The sequence below is a fragment of the Candidatus Limnocylindrales bacterium genome, assembly GCA_035571835.1.
In the GTDB taxonomy this organism is placed as follows: Bacteria; Desulfobacterota; Binatia; order UBA1149; family CAITLU01; genus DATNBU01.
The window spans coordinates 125,095-148,346 of record DATNBU010000037.1 but is presented as its reverse complement, the minus strand read 5'-3'; the positions used below and the strand labels follow the sequence as shown (position 1 = coordinate 148,346).

13 protein-coding genes are annotated in these 23,252 nt (G+C 66.7%); 10 read left to right on the top strand and 3 right to left on the bottom strand.

Translation table 11 applies throughout. The annotated features are described in order from the left end of the window. Positions 1-149: 149 nt before the first annotated feature. The 5 genes from VN634_16460 to VN634_16440 all read left to right on the top strand — a co-directional run bounded on the left by VN634_16460 (position 150) and on the right by VN634_16440 (position 8,977). The gene (locus VN634_16460) at positions 150-1,547 is read left to right on the top strand and encodes a TldD/PmbA family protein (GenBank protein HXC52477.1); all 1,398 of its coding nucleotides are present in this window, start codon (positions 150-152) and stop codon (positions 1,545-1,547) included. A 21-nt stretch (positions 1,548-1,568) separates the two neighbouring features. After that, positions 1,569-2,924 carry a metallopeptidase TldD-related protein gene (locus VN634_16455; protein ID HXC52476.1) on the top strand — a complete coding sequence of 452 codons (1,356 nt, stop codon included), beginning with the start codon at positions 1,569-1,571 and terminating at the stop codon, positions 2,922-2,924. A 133-nt stretch (positions 2,925-3,057) separates the two neighbouring features. Next, a complete protein-coding gene (locus VN634_16450) occupies positions 3,058-5,541 on the top strand; it encodes a chondroitinase-B domain-containing protein (GenBank protein HXC52475.1) in 2,484 nt (827 codons plus the stop codon). Positions 5,542-5,745: 204 nt separating this feature from the next. Further along, the gene (locus VN634_16445) at positions 5,746-8,304 is read left to right on the top strand and encodes a DUF4215 domain-containing protein (GenBank protein HXC52474.1); all 2,559 of its coding nucleotides are present in this window, start codon (positions 5,746-5,748) and stop codon (positions 8,302-8,304) included. A 109-nt stretch (positions 8,305-8,413) separates the two neighbouring features. Beyond that, complete coding sequence (locus tag VN634_16440; protein HXC52473.1) at positions 8,414-8,977, top strand: hypothetical protein; 564 nt, start codon at positions 8,414-8,416, stop codon at positions 8,975-8,977. 67 nt (positions 8,978-9,044) lie between these two features. Here VN634_16440 and VN634_16435 read toward each other — a convergent pair whose 3' ends face one another. Beyond that, positions 9,045-10,136 (bottom strand): PLP-dependent aminotransferase family protein, encoded by a 1,092-nt coding sequence (locus VN634_16435; protein HXC52472.1) that lies wholly within the window; start codon positions 10,134-10,136, stop codon positions 9,045-9,047. Positions 10,137-10,256: 120 nt separating this feature from the next. Continuing rightward, on the bottom strand, positions 10,257-12,335 hold the full coding sequence (locus VN634_16430; GenBank protein HXC52471.1) for a sulfatase-like hydrolase/transferase: 2,079 nt from the start codon (positions 12,333-12,335) through the stop codon (positions 10,257-10,259). 321 nt (positions 12,336-12,656) lie between these two features. Between VN634_16430 and VN634_16425 the strand changes: the two genes are divergently transcribed. The 4 genes from VN634_16425 to VN634_16410 all read left to right on the top strand — a co-directional run bounded on the left by VN634_16425 (position 12,657) and on the right by VN634_16410 (position 20,866). Then, the gene (locus VN634_16425; protein ID HXC52470.1) at positions 12,657-14,675 is read left to right on the top strand and encodes a hydantoinase/oxoprolinase family protein; all 2,019 of its coding nucleotides are present in this window, start codon (positions 12,657-12,659) and stop codon (positions 14,673-14,675) included. Between the two features lie 2 nt (positions 14,676-14,677). After that, a complete protein-coding gene (locus tag VN634_16420) occupies positions 14,678-16,261 on the top strand; it encodes a hydantoinase B/oxoprolinase family protein (GenBank protein ID HXC52469.1) in 1,584 nt (527 codons plus the stop codon). A gap of 268 nt (positions 16,262-16,529) precedes the next feature. After that, a complete protein-coding gene (locus VN634_16415; GenBank protein HXC52468.1) occupies positions 16,530-19,475 on the top strand; it encodes a hypothetical protein in 2,946 nt (981 codons plus the stop codon). A gap of 143 nt (positions 19,476-19,618) precedes the next feature. After that, positions 19,619-20,866 carry an MFS transporter gene (locus VN634_16410; protein HXC52467.1) on the top strand — a complete coding sequence of 416 codons (1,248 nt, stop codon included), beginning with the start codon at positions 19,619-19,621 and terminating at the stop codon, positions 20,864-20,866. Here VN634_16410 and VN634_16405 read toward each other — a convergent pair. Continuing rightward, on the bottom strand, positions 20,863-22,380 hold the full coding sequence (locus VN634_16405) for a hypothetical protein (protein ID HXC52466.1): 1,518 nt from the start codon (positions 22,378-22,380) through the stop codon (positions 20,863-20,865). The two genes, VN634_16410 and VN634_16405, sit on opposite strands and share 4 nt — an antisense overlap. Before the next feature lie 159 nt (positions 22,381-22,539). Between VN634_16405 and VN634_16400 the strand changes: the two genes are divergently transcribed. Continuing rightward, on the top strand, positions 22,540-23,241 hold the full coding sequence (locus VN634_16400; GenBank protein ID HXC52465.1) for a class I SAM-dependent methyltransferase: 702 nt from the start codon (positions 22,540-22,542) through the stop codon (positions 23,239-23,241). The last annotated feature ends 11 nt before the right edge of the window (positions 23,242-23,252 follow it).

Here is a 23,252-nt window from a genome sequence, read left to right as displayed (position 1 = left end):
CCGCTAGCCCAGGGCGAAATTGCAGGCAACTACCCTGATGCCCACGGCTCGAACAGGGCATTTCCGGCCCGCACAGGAGATCCCGGACGAGCAAAGGACATTTCCCGGGAGCGGTGGATCGCTTTTTTTGCATGGTTAGAATCCCCGGCATGAATGATGCTCTAGAGCTTCTGAGTGAGATTGCGGCGGCGCAAAGCGGGTTTGTAGAGCTTCGTTACCACGCGAAGACCTCTCGCAGCGTCGGCGTCGACAAGGGCAAGGTGGAACGGTCGCAGGCGCGCCATCGCAAAGGCGTCGGTGTCCGGGTCTTCGAGAATGGCGGATGGGGATTCGCGTCGACCGGGTCGATCGATGGCGATGCGATCCGGCGTGCGGTCGATGCGGCCCGCGCGGGAGCAATCGCGAGCGCGGTGCGCTCCAAGCACGACTTCATGAACTTGCCCGCCTGCCAGCTCGCGCGCGGCGTGTTCGATCAGCCGGGCCTCGCCGACATTACGGCGCGCACGCTCGAAGAGAAGATCGGCCTTGCGACCGGCCTCGAGGCTCGCGTTCGCGGCGCATCGTCGGCGATCCGTTCGGCGAGCTGCAGCTACAACGAAATCTTCGAAGAAAAAGCGATCGTGACGACCGACGGAGCGCGCGCGGCGTTCCGGCTCGTGCGCCCCGAGCTTCGCGTATCGGCGGTTGCCGAAAAAGACGGACAGCTTTCGACCGGCAACGAAGCCGTCGGCGCAACCGGCGGCTGGGACTGCCTGTTCCACAGCGCGACCGGCGAAGCTCTCGCCGAACGCGCGGCCAAAGTCGCACAGGATCTGCTGTCGGCGCGCCACGCCGACGGCGGGCGCACGACCGTGATCCTTGCTCCGTCGATCGTCGGCCTGCTGGTGCACGAGGCGATCGGCCACACGGTCGAAGCCGACTTCGTTCAGGCGGGTTCGGTTGCGGCCGGCAAGATCGGCCAGCGCGTGGCGAGCGATCTGGTTACGCTGTGCGACAGCGGCGTCTCCGAGCACTACATCGGTGCCGGCGGCACCATTCCGGTGGACGACGAAGGTGTGATCGCCGGCCGCACGACAATCATCGAGAACGGAATCCTCGTCTCGTACCTTCACAACCGCGAGAGCGCCGCGCGCTACGGCGTCGAGCCGACCGGCAACGCGCGCGCGTGGGAATACTCGGACCAGCCGCTGATCCGCATGCGCAACACGTACCTCGCGCCCGGCACGCAGTCGCTCGAAGAGATGATCGCGACGACCAAGGACGGATATCTTCTCGACGGGCCGCGGAACGGGCAGGCCGATGCGACCGGCGAGTTCATGTTCGGCGTGCAGGAAGCGTGGCGCATCCGCGACGGCAAGAAGACCGAGCTGCTGCGCGGCGTGACGCTTTCCGGAATCGCATTCGACGTGCTCGCCAGCGTGGACGCGGTCTCGAGTGATTTCCGCTGGGATCTCGGTGCCGGCTACTGCGGCAAGGGCCAGCCGGCCAAGGTCGATGCCGGCGGTCCGTACATCCGCTGCCGCGCGCTCCTCGGCGGCGAACAGTAAACCGCAAAAGGAACACGCAGCGTGAACGAACAGAATCTGCTCGACCTCTGCCACCGGCTGCTCGAGCTCGCGCGCAAGGCGGGCGCCGACAAGGCCGAGGCTGCTGCCGCGTGGGGCCGCAACTCGGAGACGCACATCGAAAACGGCGCCGTCCACACGGTGCAGAGCGGCGAAGAGACGCTCTACGGCCTGCGGGTGATCGTCGGATCGTCGCAGGGTTTCGTCACGGCCAACGATCTCGAGCCCTCGCTGATGGCCGAGCGCGCGGCCGAAGCCGTCGCGCAGGCACGCGTCAATCCGGCCGATCCGTTCTTCGATCTGCCCGAGCCGGCTGCGATCACGCGCGTCGACGGCATCTACGACGCGGCCGTCGAAAAGCTCGGCAGCACCGAAGTCACCACGATGGCCGCCGACATGCTCGCGCGGATTCGCGAGCTCGACCCGCGCGTGCGCGTTGATTCCGGCTCGGTCTCTTCATCGGTTTCCGCGCGTGCGCTGGCATCGACAACAGGTATTTCTGCAAGCGAATCCGACAGCACGCTCGACGCGAGCACGTTCGGCATGGCGGTCGACGGCGACGATGTCGCCAGCTTCGACTACGACAGCGCAACCAGCCGCCGCTGGCTCGGGTTCAATGCCGAGATCACGCAGGCGTGCCGGCGCTTCGTCGAAAAATGCGTCGCCGGGCTCGGCGCCGGCAAAGGGGAAAGCTTCCGCGGCCCGATCGTGCTGTCGCCGGATGCGGTCACCGAGTTCCTGCTGCCGACGTTGATCGGCGCGATGTGCGCCGACAGCGTTCGCAAAGGCCGCAGCCCTCTTGCCTCGAAGATTTCCCAGAGCGTTGCCGCAAAGATGCTGACGATCTGGGAAGACGGCCGCCTGCCCGGCGGCGCAAACTCGAGCGCATTCGACCGCGAAGGAATGCCGATCGTTCGCCGCCCTCTTGTTTCGGCCGGCGTGCTCGAAGGCTTCCTGTTCAACCATTACGAAGCGGTTGCCGCCGGCCACGGTGCACGCAGCACCGGCAACGCCGCAGGCGGAGTCGGCTCGCTTCCGATGGTCGGGCATCACCGCCTGGAAGTCGACGCCGGCCAGACCGCGATGGCCGATCTCGTCGCGTCCGGCGAGCGCGCGATCTGGGTCGGACGCTATTCGGGAAGCACCAACCCAGTGACCGGCGATTTCTCCGGCGTGGTCAAGAACGGGTTCCTTGTCGGAAGCGGCGAGCGCAGGCCGGTGCGCGAAGTGCTGATCGCGGGAAACGTCTTCGAGCTCCTGACGAAGATCTCGGCGATCTCGCGCGAGCGCCAGGAGATGAGCGGCTCTGCGCTCGTGCCGGCGATCCGCGCCGAAGACGTCTCGATCACCGCCGGATAACGCCGCCCTGAACGTCTTTTCGCTTTTCTTTGCGTGCGCGCGGCCGCGCCATTCGGCGGTAGTGCGTCGAAAGTCCGTTGCCTGGTACGCCGCTGATCGATAGGGTCGCGCGATGGCGGGGGAGCGCCAGCATATGTTTTCACCACGTTGGCCGGCGGCACGTCTCGCCGCATTCTCACTCGCGCTCAGTGCTGCGGTTTCTTTGGCCGCTGCGGTTTCATCGGCTGCACCCGGCCCTGGTCCGGGCGAGCCGTTCGGCGGCAACGACAGTGGATGCGTGCCGCTCGGTTCCGACGTTCGCCGCTGCTCGGATTCGGCGGCAGGCGCCTACTCGAAGCTCGAGAGCGCGATCGGCAAGTGCCATATCGCTCTCGCTGCCGCGCGCTATTCGGAAGTCGTCCTCGGCAACCCGTCGTCGTTCGACGAAGAGGCGTGCGAGGCCGATGCGCTCACGGCTCTCGACGGCGCGGTCGGCGATCTCGAGGCGAGCTCGGGATGCGCGTCGAGCACGGTGCCGTCGCTGCTGTCAGGCGAAGCGTCGTCGCTCGAAACCACTCTCGATGCGCGCGGCGCCGATGTGTACTGCGACGCGACCAGCGGTGCGTCGCTCGATCCGTCCGGCGACGACGCCGGCAGCGTTCCCGCTACGAGCGATGCGCTCGCGTGCACGAGACGCGTCAGTCTCTCCCTGTCCAAGCTCGCGAAGTCGGTGGTCAAGTGCCATCAGAAAGCCGCGTCGTCGGGCCTCACGCTGCACGATCCGCCGTTTGACGAAGAAGGCTGCGAGAACAAGGCGCGCTCGAAATACGCCACCGTCACGTCGCGGCTGCTCGTCGCGGGCACCTGCCCGTCGTGCCTCGATTCGGCGGCGCTCGTCGCGCTTTGCGAAGATACCATCGACCGGCTCGATGCACGCAACGAAGCGTTCTATCCGTGTCCCGATCCGGTGCTTCACGCGGGAACCGCAGTGCTCGACAGGCCCACGCTGATGGCGCTCGGCGTGCAGCTTCCGATCACGGGCGACGCGGACCGCGACGCGACCGTTTCGCTTCGCTATCGCGAAACCGGCGCGCTCACGTGGAACGACGCGCTGCCGCTGCTGCGCGTGCTGCCAGAGACCGTGCCGTCGGGAGACGACAACGTCATCGTCGAGCAGTTTGCCGGCAGCATCTTCGACCTTCGGCCCGCGACCGAATACGAGCTCGAGCTTCACATGGTCGACGCCGACGGCCCGGTCGACGACACGATCACGCTCACGGCGACGACCCGCGCGGTTCCGGCCGATCCGGTCTCGCCGCACTCCGTTGCCGTCAGCAATGCGACGCAGCTTCAGGCGGCACTCGATGCCGCAACCGCCGGCGATGTCATCACGCTCGCCGACGGCACGTACAACGGGCTTTTCGTGCTCGACTTCGGCGGAACGGCGGACAATCCGATCGTGGTCCGCGGCACCAGCCGCGACGGAACCATCCTCGACGGCGGCGGCTGTACCGGCTGCAACGTGCTCGAGGTCTACGGCAGCTACGTGCACGTCGAGAACCTGACGCTGCGCAACGCGAGCCGCGCGCTGCGTTTCCAGACGGCCGGCGCGGTGGAAGACGTCGTGCGCAGGGTGCACACGATCGACACGACGCTCGGCATCGCCACGCGCGAGGTCCAGTACGACTTCTACATCTGCGACAACGTGCTCGAAGGCCGCCTCGTGTGGCCCGAGGTCTACACCGACAACGGCGGCGACAACGCGAACGACGACGGGATCAACGTGCAGGGCCATGGCCACGTGGTCTGCCACAACCAGATCATCGGCTTCGGCGATGCGATGAAGACCGAGCTGCCGGGCGCGCGCGCCGTTGATTTCTACGGCAACGAAGTGCTGTCGGCATACGACAACGGCGTCGAGCTCGACGGCGGCGAAGGCAACGTGCGTGCGTGGCGCAACCGCTTCACGAATACGTTTTCGACCATCAGCTTCCAGCCGATCTACGGCGGGCCTGCGTATGCGCTGCGCAACGTCGTCGTCAACATCGCCGACGAGCAGATGAAGTTTCACGGGAACGGCCAGGAGTTCGGTCCGAGCGGCGTGCTCGCGTACAACAACACTTTCGTGACTTCTGACGAAGAGCTGCACGTGTACACCGAAGTGGCCAGTCACAACTTCGAAGTCCGCAACAACCTCTTCATCGGGCCGTCGATGCTTCCCGGTCGGGCGGTGGACTGGACCGCGCTCATCGTTGGCGGCCTGTTCGATTCGGACGGTTACTATCCCGATGGAGCGTTTCGCTTCCGGCTTCCTCCGGGCGATCTGGTGAGCTTCGCGAGTTTCGCAGCGATGCAGGCCGGCGGGATGGAAACGAATGGCACGCTGCTCGCCGAGCCGATCTTCGCGAACGGTCTTGCCGCGCCTTCGTCGTACACGCTCACGCTGAGCCCGGCCGATGTGACTCTCGACGCTGCATCGAACGCCGTCGATGCCGGCACGGTGCTTCCCGGCGTCACCGATCACTTCCAGGGCGCGGCGCCGGATCTGGGTGCACTCGAGCGCGGATGTCCGCTGCCGATCTACGGCGTGCGTCCGAACGGCGTCGACGAAAGCAACGAGCCGGTCGGCTGCGAGTAGTTCGAAGCCAGCTTGCTCTGCAGTTGAGCTGTCCTCACAACACGGCGCTCACTCCTGCATCATTCGCTTCGATCAGTTCGCAGGAAAGCTTTGTTCGTTCAAAGTAACGTGCCGTCACGGACGATCCGTACTCCGGTTTGCTGCAACTGTGACCGAAAGCATAGATTCGCCTCCGCAATGCTTCGGAGTTACGCATCGTTTCTTTTGGCGCTTTCGGCCGTCCTGGTGATCGCCGCGTGCTCGCCCGCACGCGCCGGCTCCGATCCCACCACTGCTTTCGCGTCGGTCGATGCGCCGATCTTCAATCACGTGCGCACCGTCGGTCGCAGCTACGTTCCTGAAGCGCCAACCTTCGACACCAGCCTGTTCAGCCTCAAGGACGACGGTAGCGGCGCGCTGCTTCTGCGGCGCTGGCGCCAGGTGCGAAGGTACAGCGACACCGGTCTCGGCGTGTCTTCGCTGTACGCATCGCGCGATGCGGGGCAGCAGTGGGCACCGGCATCGGACAGCGCATTGCCGGCGGACGCGATCGTCTCCTCGGCGCCATGGGATGGCGTTTCGAGCGCCGGCACCACGGTCGCAGTCGAGTTATACCGGCAATCGGCCAGGACAGACGACGGCTACGAACTTGGCCAGGCGGAACATCTGGTCAGTCGTCGATCGAGCGACTTCGGCAGGACATGGTCCGACGATACCGCGATCAGCACGGTCCTGTGTGGGAACTGCAACTCGGAGTATCACCAGGCTGCGGTTGCTTCCGACGGCAACGGAAACTGGATCGTGGCCTCGATCAAGAGTGAGCTTGTCCAGACCGACACGCCACCCGAATGCTGCCACAACAATCGCAAGACGAGCATCATCGTCTATTACTCTTTTGACGACGGTCGAACGTGGACCGAAGGCGCTGAAGTATGGTCCGAGGAAGTTGTTCTAGGCGGCAGTGAATTCACGGAGGATATCGGATCGCGCCACCCGCTCGTCGCGGCAAGCGGGGCCGACGGCAGTTGGGGCCTTGCGTGGCGCGGTGAACATGACGGCGCTCTTCGAGTCGCGCGCGCCGCGGACGCCGCGTCTCCGTGGGTTCTCCATCCGATCACGCCGCCGGGGTCCGCCGATCCGCTTCGGCGTCCGGACTGGTTTGCCTACGGAGGACCGTCTCTCGCAACAACGGCCTCCGGTGCCTGGCTCGTGGCATGGGAAGAAGAATTGCCGGGTGAGCAGTACGGCACCGACAGCGACATCTACTTCTCGCGATCCGGCGACAACGGTCAGAGTTGGGGCGAGCCGCAGCCGCTCGGCGCCTACGTCGAAGACGACGACCGCGACGACCTGACTCCGTCGCTGGCGACCGATGGCAAAGGACACGTCCTGGCCGTCTGGTCTTCGCGCGTTTCGCTCGGATGGCGCCGGGGCGCGCCCGCCTACATCGTATCGTCGATCTCTGCAGATGACGGCCTGAGCTGGACCGCTCCTACGCCGGTCGATCCGGCTGCCTCCCATGACGAACGGCAGGATTTTGCACCATTCGCTGCCGGAGACTCGGCCGGCCGCTGGACCGTGGCGTGGAGCACTCTGCCGGCGGAGACCATGTGGTACTGGAACTCTCAGGAAGCCGAAGTTCATGTTGCGGTGGCTGGTCTGCGGTGCGGCAACGGCACCGTTGAGATCGGAGAACAATGCGACGACGGCAATGCGATCGACGGCGACGGCTGCAACTCCGACTGCATGCCTGCGTCGTGCGGTAACGAAGTCGTCGAAGAAGGCGAAGAGTGCGACGGCCTCGAGCTCATCGATAATCACACCTGTTCTGCCAATTGCGGACTGTCGCGCTGCGGCGACGGCGAGCGCGACGTCTGGACCGAGGCATGCGACGACGGCAACGGCGAAGAGAGCGACGACTGCCCGGGAAGCTGCCAGCCCGTCTCCTGCGGTGACGGATACGTGAACGCCGGCGAGCAGTGCGACGACGGAAACTTCGATCCGACCGACGGCTGCAAAAATTGCAGATTTACGTATTGCGGCGACCACGTTCTGCGTTCGGGCGTCGAGCTTTGCGACGACGGCAACAGTCTCGAGATCGACGCGTGCACCGAACAGTGCCTGCCGGCGGTCTGCGGCGACGGCCGCGTGTGGATCGGCGTGGAAGATTGCGACGATCCGGACGGCGTACGCTATGGCGGGGCGTGCACGCCGGACTGCAAGCTCGACAACATCTGCGGCGATCCTGATGCCGATGGCACGGTATCCGCTTCGGACGCGCTTTCCGTCATACGCTACGCGGTCGATCTGTCGAGCGGCTGCAATCTCGAGCGATGCGACATCGACGGCAGCGGCCGGGTTGCGACCGACGACGCGCTCGACGTGCTGCATCTGTCGTCCGGGCTCGACGTCGTGCGCCAGTGCCCCGTCGGACAGTGGGCGACGTTCACCCTCAAGGATTCGCGCGCGTTCCAGTATCTGCAGTTCGACATCGATGCGCGCAGCCGCGGGCTCGATTTCGACCTCGGCTATCATCAGGGACATTGCGAGCTGATCGGGAACCGGGCGTCCTACGTCGTGGGCATCGCCCGCGAGGGAGCTCTCGATGTTGCCGTCTTTTCGATCCACGCGCACAAAGGACCGTCACCACTCGTGCGCTGCCGGATCTATCGGCGTCATGACGCTACGGGCGACGGTCCCGTTTCGATCACCGTCGGCGCCGCGGTCGATTCCGATCTGAACGAAAGCCTTCCGCTGCCGGAGGTTCTGTTGCGGCTCGAGTGACGCGATCGCCGGCTGTCGCGGTGCCCGCGTCGGCTTTCCTCCGGACAGGTGGCGTTTCTGAAGCGGCGATCATAGCGTGCGCCGCACTCCAGCCTTGTGAGGTTTCGGCATGACCGCACCGCTCAATCGAGACGAATGCACGCTTTACAGCGGCGCCGCGCAGGGCGCCGAGTCGGAATTCGGAGCTGCCGCCGAGCGCTACGGAATCGACGAGGTCAATTTCACGTTCGAAGGCCACAAGGATGCCCGCACGCGCGGCATCCGCGTGCTGACGCACGGCGAGCTCAAGCGCGGCGACGTGAGCCTCGCCTACGTGAGCAACCTCATGCATCGCCAGTTCCACGACACGACGCTGTTCAAGAAAGTCCTGCAGACGATCTGGCACCAGGTGAACAGCGGCCAGGAGATCTACGTCGTCGGAAAAATCCTCGACGACGCGACCGTCAAAGGCGGCACCGGCTGGGGCGCGGAGTTTGCGAAGCTCTGCAACAAGCCTCTGTTCGTGTTCGACCAGGAACGCGGCGGGTGGTTTCGCTGGGACGAGGCCGCGTGGAAGGAAAGCGCGGATCCCGTGATCCGGCATCCGGAGTTCACGGGAACCGGCACGCGATTTCTCAACGACGAAGGCAAGCGCGCGATCGAAGGGCTGTTCGCGCGCAGCTTCGGGCGCTAGGCGCTCCGCACATCGAGCGGCAAGCGATCGCACGCGATCGCGTCGGCCATCGTGCCGGCGGCAGGCGTCAGTTGCCGGCGCTTTCCTTTACAGACTCGCCGAGCCGCTGGATGCCGTCGTCGATCTCCGCAGGCGACAGCGCGCAGTACGGAAGCCTGAGGAACCTCTCGCCGCCGCCGTTCGGAAAGAACGCCAGACCATCGGCGAGGTTGAGCTGCCGCTTGACGGCCGACTCGCGCACCTTCGTCGTCGAGCTTCCCTGCGGCAGCGTGATCGACAGGAAGAATCCGCCGTCCGGCCGCGTGGCCACGGCGTCCGGCATGTACTTGTCGATGGCTTCGAGGCACGCGCTGAGGCGCGGCGCGTAGAGCTTCTTCAGCCGCTCGATCTGCGGTGTGAGAAGGCCGCGGCGGCACCACTCGTACGCGATTCCGTGCGCGACGTAGCCGGGCGAGATGTACGTGTCCTCGGCGATCTTGCCGATCTTCTTCAGTACCTCGGGCTCGCCGAGCATGAAGCCCATGCGCACGCCGGGTGCGATCAACTTGGTGAACGAGCTCATGTGCAGCGTGCGGTGCGGCGCGAGCTCGAACAGCGTCGGCTCCTGCGTTCCGCGGTAACGCAGCAGCCGGTACGGCGCGTCTTCGACGAGCAGGAAGCCGTGCTCGTCGGCGAGCTCGACGAGGCGGCGGCGCTTGGCGGCCGAGCACGTCGCGCCCGACGGATTCTGGAAATCCGGAATCACGTAGAAGAACTTCGGTACGTGCTTCGACAGCGCCTTCTCGAGCGCCGCGATGTCCGGGCCATCGGCTTCGAGCGGGATGCCGACGACTTCGGCGCCGTGGCGGCGCAGCAGCGTGATCGTGCGGTCGTACGTCGGCGCTTCGGTGAAGACGCAGTCGCCCGGACGGATCATCTGGCGGCACAGGAACTCGATCAGCTCGAGCGAGCCGTTGCCGGTCAGCACCTGGTCGACCGTCACGCCCTGCCATTCGGCGAGCCACTGGCGCATCGGCAGGAAGCCGAGCGCAGGACCATACTGCAGCACGCTCGCGCTGTGCTCTTTGAGTACCGCGGACGCCGCATCGATGAGCTCATCGACGGGAAACGATTCGGTGGCCGGAACTCCGCGCGTAAAGTTGATTGCTTGAGTGCTCATGACACTGCGCGTCTACGCGAAAAATCCAACCGGCACAATTACTCCGAAGCCATGCCCGGCCCCTGTTTTTACGCGCGATTTTAAAATGTACCTGGTACATTTTTTCAGCGGTACATTTTTTCAGCGGGCGTAGCCGAGGGACTCGAGGCGGGAGCGGTTGGCGGGCGAGAGGTTGGCTTTGCCGCCGGGGCGCGCGTGGCGCGCGGCTGTTGCGGGATAGTTACGGAGCGTTGCGGCCATTCGCGTTGCCCACTCTGGCGAAAAGCTCACCGTCACCAGGTTTCGTTGCTCGTCGGGATCGCGCGCGAGATCGAACGCCTCGTACGTATCGCCCGCGCCGGCGTTCCAGATGAGCTTGCGCGTCCCATCGCACATCGCGTACGACGGCGGTCCCCACAGCATGAGCTGGCCCTTGTCGGTAAGCCGCACCGGGCGCCGCGCTTCGCTGAAACGAGGCGCGGCAAGCACGCTGCGCCCCGCCTCGAGAAGCGGCGCGAACGAACGGCCCTGCATTCCGGCAGGCGCACGCACGCCGGCGAGTTCCAGAATGGTCGGCGCGACATCGACGAGACCGACGAGGAGGCTCTGCTTGCCGGTCTCTTCGATTGCGGTTCCGCGAAGCATGAGCGGCACACGTACCGCTTCGTCGTAAAGCTCGGTGCCGTGGCCGACCGCGCCGTGCTCGAAGAACGCCTCACCGTGGCCCGACGTCACCACGTAGAGCGCGTGATCCTCGTCGATACGGCCGTCGAGCGATTCGAACAGCCCTTTCAGCGCCGCATCGGCGCGATGCACCTGCTCGGCGTACGCCGCGAGCTGATCCTTGCGGATCTTCGGATCCGCCGTCCCGTCGACGCCGCCGTGGACCGGACGGGTCGCATACGTGTGCACGAACACGAACAGCGGAATGCCGCTGTAATCTTCGAGCCAGTGCTTTGCACGCTCGATGGCATCGGACGTCGACGGCTCGATCTCGGTCGAGCTGCCTTCGTCGTAAAGGTCGAAGCCGCGGCGGAAGCCGAGCTCGCCGGCGAGCGCTCCGCCTTCGGTAAATGCGGCGGTATGCCAGCCGCTCTCGCGCAGCACCTGCGCGAGCGTCGCGACACCCGGCCCGAGCGTGTGCGTCTCGTCGACGACGCCGTGCGACATCGGGCTGAGCCCGGTCATCAGCGTAAAGTGTGACGGCAGCGTCGTGACCGATTGCGTGAGCGCATGCGTCATCACCGCGCCCCGGCTGCCGAAGAAATCGTCGAGAAACGGCGTTGCGTCACCGACCGCGCTCTTCTTTCCGAACAAGCTGCCGAGAGAAGGCGCGGTGGTCCTGCCGGAGTAGAGCCCGACCTCCGACGCGCGCAGCGAATCGAGCGAAACCACGAGGATCAGCGGATACGCGCGCCGTTTCTCGTCGACTTCGATCGCGGGCGCTCCCCACACGATGCCCGGCGCGCCCGCAGCGGCATCTCCAGCCGGCCGGCTGCGAAACGCGAGCTGTATGCGATGACCCGCAAGCCTGCCGAGATCCTTGGTCTCGTCCTCCCACTTGCCCGACCTTCCGCCGGAGACGCTCGTGCTCAGAAGCGTGACCGGCTGCATGCCTTTCTCGTTCTTTGCCGGCCGCGCTTCGACGACGAGCTCGACCGGCGGCGATTTGCCGGTCGAGCCTTCGAGCGTGTAGCCGAAATGCAGACGGCCCTTGGCCGGGACGTCGATCTCCTCGGTCACGATCTCCTGCCACTCGGCGACGTGCACGCCGCGCACGTGAACTTCAACGAGCGCCGGCCCCGGCACGAGATCCGGTAGCACGAACAGGCGCGCGACGCGGCGGCTGCCGCCCGGCGTGAAGTGGATGCTGCCGCGCACCTTCATGCCGTCTTTTCCGTCGATGAGGACGTCGAGATCGCGCTCGCTCGATGCGAGGGCTTCGGGAAGCATCGCGTAGACGAACACCTGGCCGCCGTCCTCGACGAGCGTCATGCGGCGCGCGATCGCGACGCGGCCGGTCACGCCGAGCGTACGGTGCGTGTCGGCGCCGACTTTCTCGCTTGCGAACGGAACCTCGCCGCCGGTGCGCAGGTCCATGGCATGGACTTCGCGGCGCATCGTGTACGCGAACTGGTCGGCAGCAGCGGCATGCGTCGCGGGCAGTCCGGCACAGAGCCACGCGATCAGCGCAGCGGTGGTTCGAGGGAGAGTCCGCACTGTGAGCTCGACGGGTACGGTGAAAAGGCCGGCGTTGGTGCGCCGCCCTGCCACCAGGGGCCGATTCAAACACGAGACGCAGCGCGGGTCACTTCGCCGCGCTCCCGATCCCGCAGCCACGCACGGAAATCGGGGACAGACACCGATTTCGTCATATCGGGGACAGACACTGATTTCGGAAAATCAGTGTCTGTCCCCGATTTCGCGATTTCAGTGTCTGTCCCGGATTTCTGAAAACCAGTGTCTGACCCCGATTCTGTGAGCCGGTTGCGTGCCGGTCGGTCCGCTGCCATCGTTCGCGGCCGCTTCCGGAAGACTCAGGTGCCGACAACTCGCAAACCGACGCTCACGATCGGCGTGGATACCGGCGGCACGTTCACCGACATCGTCTATCGCGACGTGGATGCGAAAGGCGTCGTCACGCGCGGACGCCTCAAGCTGCTGTCGACCCCGGCCGATCCGGCGCGCGCGGTGCTCGCCGGATTCGCGCAGCTCTTCGGCGAGCGTGAGCCCGACCTGTTCACGTACGGGACGACGGTTGCCACCAACGCGATGCTCGAGCGGCGCGGCGCACGCACCGTGCTCGTCACCACCCGCGGTTTCGAGGACGTGATCGAGATCGGGCGCCAGGCGCGGCCCGATCTCTACGACCTCGAGCCGCGCCGGCCCGAGCCTCTGGTCGAGCCGGAGCTGCGCCTCGGCGCGCACGAGCGCGTGCTGTTCGACGGAACCATTGAGCACGCCCTCGAAGACGCCGAAGTCCGCCGGGTCGTAAAGGCTGTCCGCAGCCTTAAGGCCGAGGCCGCAGCCGTCTGCCTGCTGCACTCGCCGGTTCGTCCGGCGCACGAAACGAAACTCGGCGACGCGCTGGCGGCGCTCGGGATCCCGGTCACGCTTTCGCACGAAGTCTCGCCGACCTCCGGCGAATACGAGCGCACGAGCACGGCCGTCGCCAACGCCTACGTGCAGCCGAAAGTTGCCGGCCATCTCGAAAGCCTTGCTACCAGAAGCCGCGCGCGCCGTTTCCGCGTGATGCAGTCGAGCGGCGGTGCAATCGGTTTTGCCACAGCCGCGCGCGAACCGGTGCGCACGATGCTTTCCGGACCGGCCGGCGGAGTTGCCGCCGCAGCTGCCGTCGCCGCCCGTCGAAAGATCGCCCGCATCGTCACCGTCGACATGGGCGGCACGTCTACGGACGTCGCGTTCGTAGACGGCGAGCCTCCGCGGCGCGTGGACACGTGGATCGGCGGCTTCGCGCTGCGCGTCCCGTGCATTGACATCCATACGGTCGGAGCCGGCGGCGGATCGATTGCGTACGTCGACGACGGCGGCGCGCTGCGCGTCGGGCCGAAGAGCGCAGGCGCCGATCCCGGGCCGGCCTGCTACGGGCGCGGAACCGAGCCGACCGTGACCGACGCCAACGTCGTGCTCGGACGCCTTCCGGCGGCGCATTTCCTCGGCGGCACGATGTCGCTCGATGTCGCACGCGCGCGCCGCGCGCTCGACGGGCTGCGACGCGCGATGCGCGTCCGCACGATCGAGGAAGCAGCCGAAGGCGTCGTGCGCGTCGTCGAAGGCAACATGGAGCGCGCGATCCGCACGATCACGGTGCAGCGCGGGCAGGATCCGCGTACCGCCGTGCTGTTTCCGTTCGGCGGGGCCGCCGGACTGCACGCATGCGGCATGGCGGCCGAGATGGGATTCGGCGAGATCCTCGTGCCGGCCGATCCGGGCCTGCTGTCCGCCATCGGCATCCTCGACGGGCGCATCGTCGTCGACCGCATCGTGCCGGCGCTGCTCGTCGACCCGTCGGCGCGCACGCTCGCAGCGCGCGCTGCAAAGGCGGTCACGGCGCTGCGACGCGAAATCGCTCGCGAAGGCGTCGTCGCACGCGACATCGACGTCACGGTATTCGTGCGCGCACGGTACCTGCGCCAGTCGATCCAGCTCGAAGTTCCGCTGACGCCGGACTTCCGCCGGCGCTTCGACGACGTGCATCGCGCGCTCTTCCACAGTGCGGACGCAAAGCTGCCACTCGAAGTCGTCGGCCTTCGCGTAAGCGGCGCGAGCGGCGCGGCGCAATCGAACGTGCGGCGCGGCGCCGGGCGGACGCGCACACGGACGACGGCGCGCAGCAAACCTCGCGTGCTCGAAACCCTGCCGGTGGTGTTCGCGGCAAAAGCGCGCCCAACGGCGATCTACGCGCGTGATTCGCTTGCCGCCGGCATGCGCCTTCGCGGGCCGGCCGTCGTCGTCGAATACAGCTCGACCACGGTGGTGGCGCCGGGCTGGGCCGCCGCAGTCGACGCCGACCTCAACCTCGTGCTTTCTCCGGAGTGACGATGCCGCGACTTTCCGCAGTCGACCTCGAGCTGTTCGCCAATCGCCTGACCGGCGTCAGCGAGGAGATGGGCGTCGTGCTGCAGTCGGCGTCGATGTCGCCGAACATCAAGGAGCGGCGCGACTTTTCGTGCGCGCTGTTCGATGCCGACGGGCAGATGGTGGCGCACGCGGCGCACATTCCCGTACATCTCGGCTCGACGCCGCTCGCCGTGCGCGCGGCGCTCGACCGCTGCACGTTCGCGCGCGGCGACATCGTGATCCTCAACGATCCGTACGCCGGCGGAACCCATCTGCCCGACGTCACGCTGGTCGCTCCGGTGTTCACCGGGCGCGGGCCGAGGCCGTTCGCGTACGTCGCCGACCGCGCGCATCACGCCGACATCGGCGGCGGCAAACCCGGCTCGATGGCTCTCGCGACCGACATTCACCAGGAAGGCCTGCGCATTCCGCCGGTGCATCTGGTGCGCGGCGGCGAGTGGGTGCGCGAGACGCGCGAGCTGTTTCTCGCCAACACGCGCGTCGCCGAGGAACGGCTCGGCGATCTCGAAGCCCAGATCGCCGCGCTGAGCGCCGGTGCCGCACGCACCATCGACCTCGTGCGGCGTTTCGGCGAACGCGAAGTCGCGCTCGCGATGCGCGAGTTGCAGGCCTACTCGCACCGCCTCGTGAATGCGCTGATCGCGAAGTTCCCTCGCGGCCTGTGGAAAGCCGAGGATTTCCTCGACGACGACGGCGCCGGTGCGCGAGACATCCCGCTGCGCGTCGCGATCCAGCGCGACAGCCCGAGCCTCGTCTTCGATTTCTGCGCGAGCGGCGACCAGGTGCGCGGCCCCGTCAACGCGAACCTCGCGATCACGACGTCGGCCGTGTTCTACGCGATCGCATGCGTCGCCGGCCGCGACGTGCCGGCCAACAGCGGCATGATGAAACCGGTGCGCATCCGCACGCGCAGCGGCAGCATCGTCGACTGCACGTTCCCGTCGGCCGTCGCCGGCGGCAACGTCGAGACGTCGCAGCGCATCGTCGACGTGATCTTCAAGGCGCTGGCGCGCGCGCTGCCCGACCGGATTCCCGCTGCGAGCTGCGGCACGATGAGCAACCTCGCGCTCGGCGGCTACGACTCGATCCGCGGGCGGCATTTCTCGTACTACGAAACTGTCGGCGGAGGCTGCGGCGCCGGTCCGCGCGGCGACGGCGCGAGCGCGATGCAGACGCACATGACCAACACGTGGAACACGCCGGTCGAAGCGCTCGAAGCGTACTACCCGATGCGCATCAGGCGCTACGGCGTGCGGCGCGGCTCGGGCGGCAGCGGAACCCATCGCGGCGGCGACGGCATCGTGCGTGAAGTCGAAGTGCTCGTCGAAAGCGAGGTCACGCTTCTGTCGGAGCGAAGGACGCGCGGACCGTGGGGGCTCGGCGGCGGCAAAGACGGAGCGGCCGGCTGCGACGAGATCATCGACGCGCGCGGGCGACGTCGCCGGATCGCGTCCAAATCGTCGCTCACGCTCGCGCCCGGCGAGACCATCGTCGTTGCGACGCCCGGCGGCGGCGGCTGGGGAAACGGGCGACGCCGGCCGTAACCGCGACGCGTCGCGTTGATCGGTCGCTCGGAAATCGGGGACAGACACCGTTTTCCCGAAATCAGTGTCTGACCCCGTTTTTCAGAGACATGCGTCACTTAGATTTCTGTAAGTTTCGGCTTGCGGCGCAGTATTCCTATTGATGTCCAAGGGGAACGGCCACTACTCTGCGCATCCAACGGTGGGTGCGCGGCGGGGTGAGCCAGACAGCTTCGGACCGACGTTGCCAGGGGACGGGACGTCGGTCCGCGTACGGCGGAGGGGCCATATGCGCTCGCGAATCGCGTTCCGGATTACGGTTCTGGTCTACAACCTGCTGGTCGCCAGCATCCTTCCAACCGCTTCTGCGTGGGCGGTCTGCGGAAACCTCATCCTCGAGGCCGGCGAAGACTGCGAGTTCCCGTTCGACACGTGCTGCGACGCAGCCACGTGCAAGTTCAAGACGGCCGGCACCGTCTGCCGCACCGGCACCGGCGACGTCTGCAACGCCGACGAGACCTGCACCGGCGCGAGCGCCGCGTGTCCCACCGACGTGTTCGCAGCGCCGCTCACGGTTTGCCGCGCCGGCTCCGGCGACATCTGCGATCCCGAGGAAGTGTGTCCGGGACTCGGCCTTGCGTGTCCTGCAGACATCGTGACGCTGGCCGGCGTTACGTGCCGCATCGGTTCGCTCGATTCGTGCGATCCGAGCGAAACCTGCACGGGTGTCGCCGGTCAGGCTTGTCCGGCAGACGTCGTCGAGCCGTCGACGACGGTGTGCCGCGCGGGCACCGGCGACGTCTGCAATCCGAGCGAGTTCTGCACGGGCATGCCAGGCCAGATGTGTCCGACCGATTCGTTCGCGCTGCCGCTGACGACGTGTCGCCCAGGCTCCGGCGATCTTTGCGACCCGGACGAAGTGTGTCCCGGCGCGGGCGTCGCGTGTCCGGCCGACACCGTGCTCGGAGCAGGAACGGCATGCCGCATCGGATCGCTCGATTCGTGCGATCCGAACGAAACATGCACCGGCACTCCCGGCCAGACGTGTCCTGCCGATATCGTGACGCCCGCAGGAACAGTGTGTCGCGCCGGCACCGGCGACGTCTGCAACCCGAGTGAAACCTGTACCGGTGCTGCCGGCGCGATGTGTCCGACCGATTCGTTCGCGCTGACCGGCACGACCTGCCGCATCGGATCCGGAGATCTTTGCGATCCGTCGGAGGTCTGCCCGGGCGCCGGCCTCGCGTGTCCGGCCGACACCGTGCTCGGCGCGGGAACGCCGTGTCGCATCGGATCGCTCGATTCGTGCGATCCGAACGAAACGTGCACGGGCACTGCCGGACAGACCTGTCCTGCCGATGTGGTCACGCCTGCTGGAACCGTCTGCCGCGCCGGCACCGGCGACGTCTGCAATCCGTCCGAAACGTGCACCGGCACTGCGGGCCAGACGTGTCCGGTCGATTCGTTCGCGGCGCCGCTTACGACGTGCCGCCTCGGATCGGGTGATGTGTGCGATCCGAGCGAAGTGTGTATCGGCGGAGGCCTCGCGTGCCCGCCGGACGTCGTCGTTCCCGCCGGTGTCGCCTGCCGCATCGGATCGCTCGATTCGTGCGATCCGAACGAAGCGTGCACCGGCACCGCAGGCCAGACGTGTCCTGCCGACGTCATCACGCCGGCCGGAACCGTGTGCCGCGCCGGCACCGGCGACATCTGCAATCCAAGTGAAACCTGCACCGGTGCTGCCGGCGCGATGTGTCCGACCGATTCGTTCGCACTGACCGGAACGGTCTGCCGCACAGGTTCGGGGGACACGTGCGATCCGAACGAAGTCTGTCTCGGCGCAGGTCTCGCGTGCCCGGCCGACGTCGTCGTTCCGGCCGGAGTTCCATGCCGCATCGGCTCGCTCGACTCGTGCGATCCGAACGAGAACTGCACCGGCACGGCCGGCCAGGCGTGTCCGGCCGATGTCGTCACCCCCGCCGGAACCGTCTGCCGCGCCGGCACCGGCGACGTCTGCAATCCGTCGGAGACCTGCACCGGAACCGCAGGACAGATGTGTCCGGTCGATGCGGTCGCGCTGACCGGAACGGTTTGCCGCACCGGGTCGGGAGATACCTGTGATCCGAGCGAAGTCTGCCTCGGCGCGGGGCTCGCGTGTCCGGCCGACGTCATCGTTCCCGCCGGAGTGCCCTGTCGCATCGGTTCGGGAGACTCGTGCGATCCGAGCGAGAGCTGCACGGGTGCTGCGGGGCAGAGCTGTCCTGCCGACGTCGTCGCTTCGGCCGGCACGGTGTGCCGCGCCGGCTCGGGCGACATCTGCGATCCGGCGGAGACCTGCAGCGGCGCCCCCGGATCGGCGTGCCCGATCGATTCGTTCGCGCTCATCGGCACGGTCTGCCGCGCAGCGGGCGCCGTCTGCGATCCGGCCGAAACGTGCGCCGGCACTCCCGGCGCGGTGTGCCCGGCCGACGCGTTCTCTACGCCGGGAACCTCGTGCGACGACGGCTTCTTCTGCACGGTGTCCGACGCCTGCGACGGCGGCGGCGCGTGCATGGGAAGCGCGCGGGACTGCTCCGACGGAAATCCGTGCACTCCCGACTCGTGCGACGAAACGGCCGACTCGTGCGAAAGCGACGTCGCGACCATGTGCGACGACAACAACCCGTGCACGGACGACTCGTGCGACACCGGCAGCGGATGCCTCCACGATTCGACGCCGCTGACCGGATGCTTCGCATCGCCTAGAACGAAGCTCGCGGTGCGCGACAATGCAGTCGACGCGAAAGACTTCATCCGCTGGGGCTGGGGGCATGGCGAAGTCGTGCCCGAGGCCGCGATCGGCTCGCCGCAGTCGACCACGACCTATGCACTGTGCATGTACGACGACCGCGGTTCGGTTCCGACCCTGGTCGCAAGCCTGGTCATCCCGCCGAATGCCGAGGCGTGGCATCTCAAGAACGGCAAGGCCACCTACGTGGATGCCTTCGGGTCCGCCGACGGCGTCAAGAAGATGGGCATCAAGACAGGCGGAGACGGCCGGACCAAGGCCCAGCTCAAGGCCTTCGGCCTGAACGTCGACGTACCCCCGCCGTTCGACGCGGAGTCCCAGTTCGCAATGGACCCGTCGGTCATCGTCCAGCTTCGCAACACCGACGACTACTGCTGGACCTCGACGTTCAACATGTCCGGGGTGAAGAAAAATCGCCCGGGTTTCTTCAAGGGGAACGGACAGTAACCGACAAACGACAGGTACGCTTTGCGCAAAGCAGTGTACCTGTCCGCTTCCATCCGCAGTTGCACGCATGTCGCAGTGGCTCTGCCGTCATGCGCCGGTTACGCTCGCGCCGTGCAGTACTCCCCTGACCTTCGTTGTGCGAAGTGAACATCCGGCGCCTGCCGGGGGCGCTCGGACATCCGGGCTTTGCGCTGTTCCTTTCCGCCAGGTTTCTCGCGACGTTCGCCGTGCAGATGCAGGGCGTTGCGATCGGCTGGCAGGTCTATGAAATCACCGGCAATGCGCTCGATCTCGGCCTGATCGGCCTTGCGCAGTTCCTTCCGTTCTTCGTGCTGGTGCTTCCGGCCGGCCAGGTTGCCGATCGTCTCGACCGCCGGCTGATCCTGGCGACCTGCTACTTCACCGAAGTTCTGTGCGCGGCGCTTCTGCTCGCCTTCACGCTGTACGGGCTGAAGACCGCCTGGCCGGTGTTCGCGGTACTCATGATGTTCGGCTCCGCGCGCGCGTTCGCGATGCCGGCATCGCAGGCCATCACGCCCAACCTCGTACCGCGCGAGATGTTCGCGAACGCGATCGCGCTCAATTCGTCGACGTTCCACATCGCGACGATTGCCGGTCCGGCGATGGGCGGCATCCTTTACGCCGCCGGTGCGGCGACCGTGTACGGAATCGTCACGCTGCTGCTTGCCGTCTCGGTCGCTCTGATGCTGCTCGTGCGGACGCCGGCGTTCGTACGCAGCGCCGAGCCTCCGAACTGGCACACCGTGCTCGAAGGACTTCGCTTCGTGAGGTCGCGCCCGGTCGTGCTCGGGGCAATCTCGCTCGACCTGTTCGCCGTGCTGTTCGGCGGCGCGACCGCGCTTCTTCCGATCTTCGCGAGGGACGTCCTTGCAACCGGGCCCGCGGGGCTCGGGCTGCTGCGCAGCGCGCCGGCGATCGGAGCCGCGGTGACGGCGGCGGTGCTTGCGGTCCATCCGATCACGCGTTCGGTCGGTCGCTGGATGTTCGGCGGAGTGGCGCTGTTCGGCGCGTCGACGATCGTCTTCGCGCTGTCGAAGAGCTTCGCACTGTCGGTTGCGGCGCTCGCGATCCTCGGGTCGGGTGACATGATCAGCGTGTACATCCGCCACATGCTGATCCAGCTCGAGACTCCGGACGCGATCCGCGGTCGCGTCAGCGCCGTCAACGCGGTCTTCATCGGGGCATCCAACGAGCTCGGCGAATTCGAATCGGGAGTGACGGCGGCGTGGCTCGGGCTGGTGCGTTCGGTCGTCCTCGGAGGGCTCGCGACGATCGCGGTCACCGGATTGTGGATGCGGATCTTTCCGATGCTGCGAACGATGGACCGGTTTCCGGGCAGCTATCGCGGGGACGAACCGGATCTTTCCTAAATCGCGCGCCGGGAGAATGCGGTGCTCACCGCGAGCACGATGGTCGCGAGCATGAACGGGTGCAGACCGGCCTGATACCGATAAAGCGGCGCACCGAGCACCGCGAATACCGCAAGGAACGCGAGCGGCGGCGCGGCGAAGAACAGAAACGCGCAGAGCTTCGACGCCCGGATTCCCGCGAGCATCGGGAGCGCCACGAGGTAGAGCGCGAGCAGCGGCAGGCCTTCGAGCGCAAGCAGGCGGACCCACCACGAGAACAACGCCGACGCAGCGTTGTCGGGATGCTTCGCACGATTCTGAGCTTCGCCCACGAGGTCGCTGAACGTGTAATCCAGGCGACCTTCGGTCCACGTGCGCCAACCGTCGGCGTAGAAGCGGTTGCGAAGGGCAGTACCCGCATCCGGCCGCAATGGCTCGAGCCATTCCTCGGGACCTGACCCCGGTTCGAACAAGCCGCGCATCAGCGCGAACCGCTCGGCAAGAACCGTGGCGGGCGGTTTCGCGCGATATGCCTCCAGCGCAAGCTTTCCCATCGCAGCATCGGCGTCCGCGATCGAGAGTCCACCGGCCATCAGGCGTCGCAGCGTCTCGTTCGAGATCGCAAACGAGCTGCCGACCGACGTGCCGTGCTGGTCGTGAATGCCGTAACGCTCGACGAGCGGCGCGCGCTCGAGCGTATCGCTCCAGAGCGCGCTGAAATAGAGATTGCGGCCGGTGCTGGCGCTGACCCGCCATATCCCGTGCTCGCGATGGTTATGGACGAGCCACGGCGAAAGGCCCGCGAGCATCGCGACGCCGCACGCCGCGAGCCAGACCGCGAACGACCTGCGATCGGTTCTCGTGACGAACGCGAGCACCAGAAGAAGCGGCACGAAGATCTGCGACGCCGTGCGCAGCAGGATCTCGGCCGCCATCAGCAGGCCGCAGGCCGCGCCATTTGCGGAGGCGCGCATTCCGCTGCCGCTCGAAAACGGCGCGGCAACGACCAGCCATCCGGCAATCCAGTACAGCGGCACGGCCAGCAGGTCGGGCATCACCAGATGCTCGAGCCACGCGATGGTCGGCGCCGTCACGAGGATCGCCAGCAGCGCGAGCGCCGCGCCGCGACCGGCGCATCGCCGCGCAACGTCCGCGGCCGCGAGCATGCCCGCAAGGCTCACCATCGATTGCGCGATGAGGATCTCCGGAAGCGTAACGCGTCGGCAGATCGTCCAGATCGCTTCGATGAACCACGCGTAGCCGGGCACCGCATGAAGCCCGCCGCCGGTCGTCGCGAGATCACGAAACAGCGGCGGCAGCTCGTTGCCCGCCCACAGCGCATCGGCGCCGCCGAGGTACTTGTAGCTGTCGCCATCGACGAATGGCGTGACCCCGAAATGCAGCGCCGCCCGCGTCGCAATGAAGATCCCGAGGATCACTGCCGTCGCGATGGATGCGTCGAACGAAAATCCAGCCGGCCGGCCGCGATCGGCAGTCTCAGCGGTCGTGGCCGTTCTGAGGGAAGGGTCGGTCATTTCTGCTTCGCCCGCTTCACGCCCCGACGCCCCTTGCTCGGGCCGTCGGCTGGTCGTGCTATCCTGCCGCGCGATCGAGCGTCACGTCGCGCCGAGCTACTTCCAATGCACCGGGATACCAGCAAGCCAGAGGCCGAGCCACTGATCGGCGATCGCACGATGAGTGGAGCGCTGCCGGAAGCGGTCAACTATCATCGTTATCTGTACTCGAAACTGCGGCCGTCGCTCGGCCGGCGGGTGTGGGAGATCGGCTCGGGCTACGGCCAGTACACTTCGATGCTTCTCGACGACGGGCTCGAAGTTCTCGCAACCGACATCGATGCCGGCATGCTGGAAAAACTCCGGCAGCGTGAGCAGCGCGCGGGGCTGTCCACCGCTCCGATCGATCTGGCCGACGAAGCTTCCGTCGCCCGCTGCGCGTCGTGGCACCCCGACAGCGTGCTGTGCCTCAACGTGCTCGAGCACATCGGCGAAGACCAGCGTGCGCTCGCCTGGCTTCATCGCCATCTCGCGCCGCGATGCCGCGCCGTGTTCCTGACTCCCGCGCATCCTTCGCTTTACGGATTCATGGACTCGGAGGCCGGACACGTGCGGCGCTATACGCGCCGGACGCTTGCCGGCGCATTCGAACAGAGCGGATGGCGCGTCGAGACGAGCTTCTACATGAACGCGATCGGCGGGGCCGGCTGGTTCGTCCGCAACCGCATGTTCCCGCCGAAGTCGAAAGACCTCGACAGTCCGCGCGTCAACGACGACATCCGTTTCTTCGACCGCTGGATGGTGCCGGCAACGCGTGCGCTCGATCCGGTGTTTGCAAACCTGTTCGGCCAGTCGGTCGTCGTCATTGCGATCCGGGATTGAGAATCGCGCCC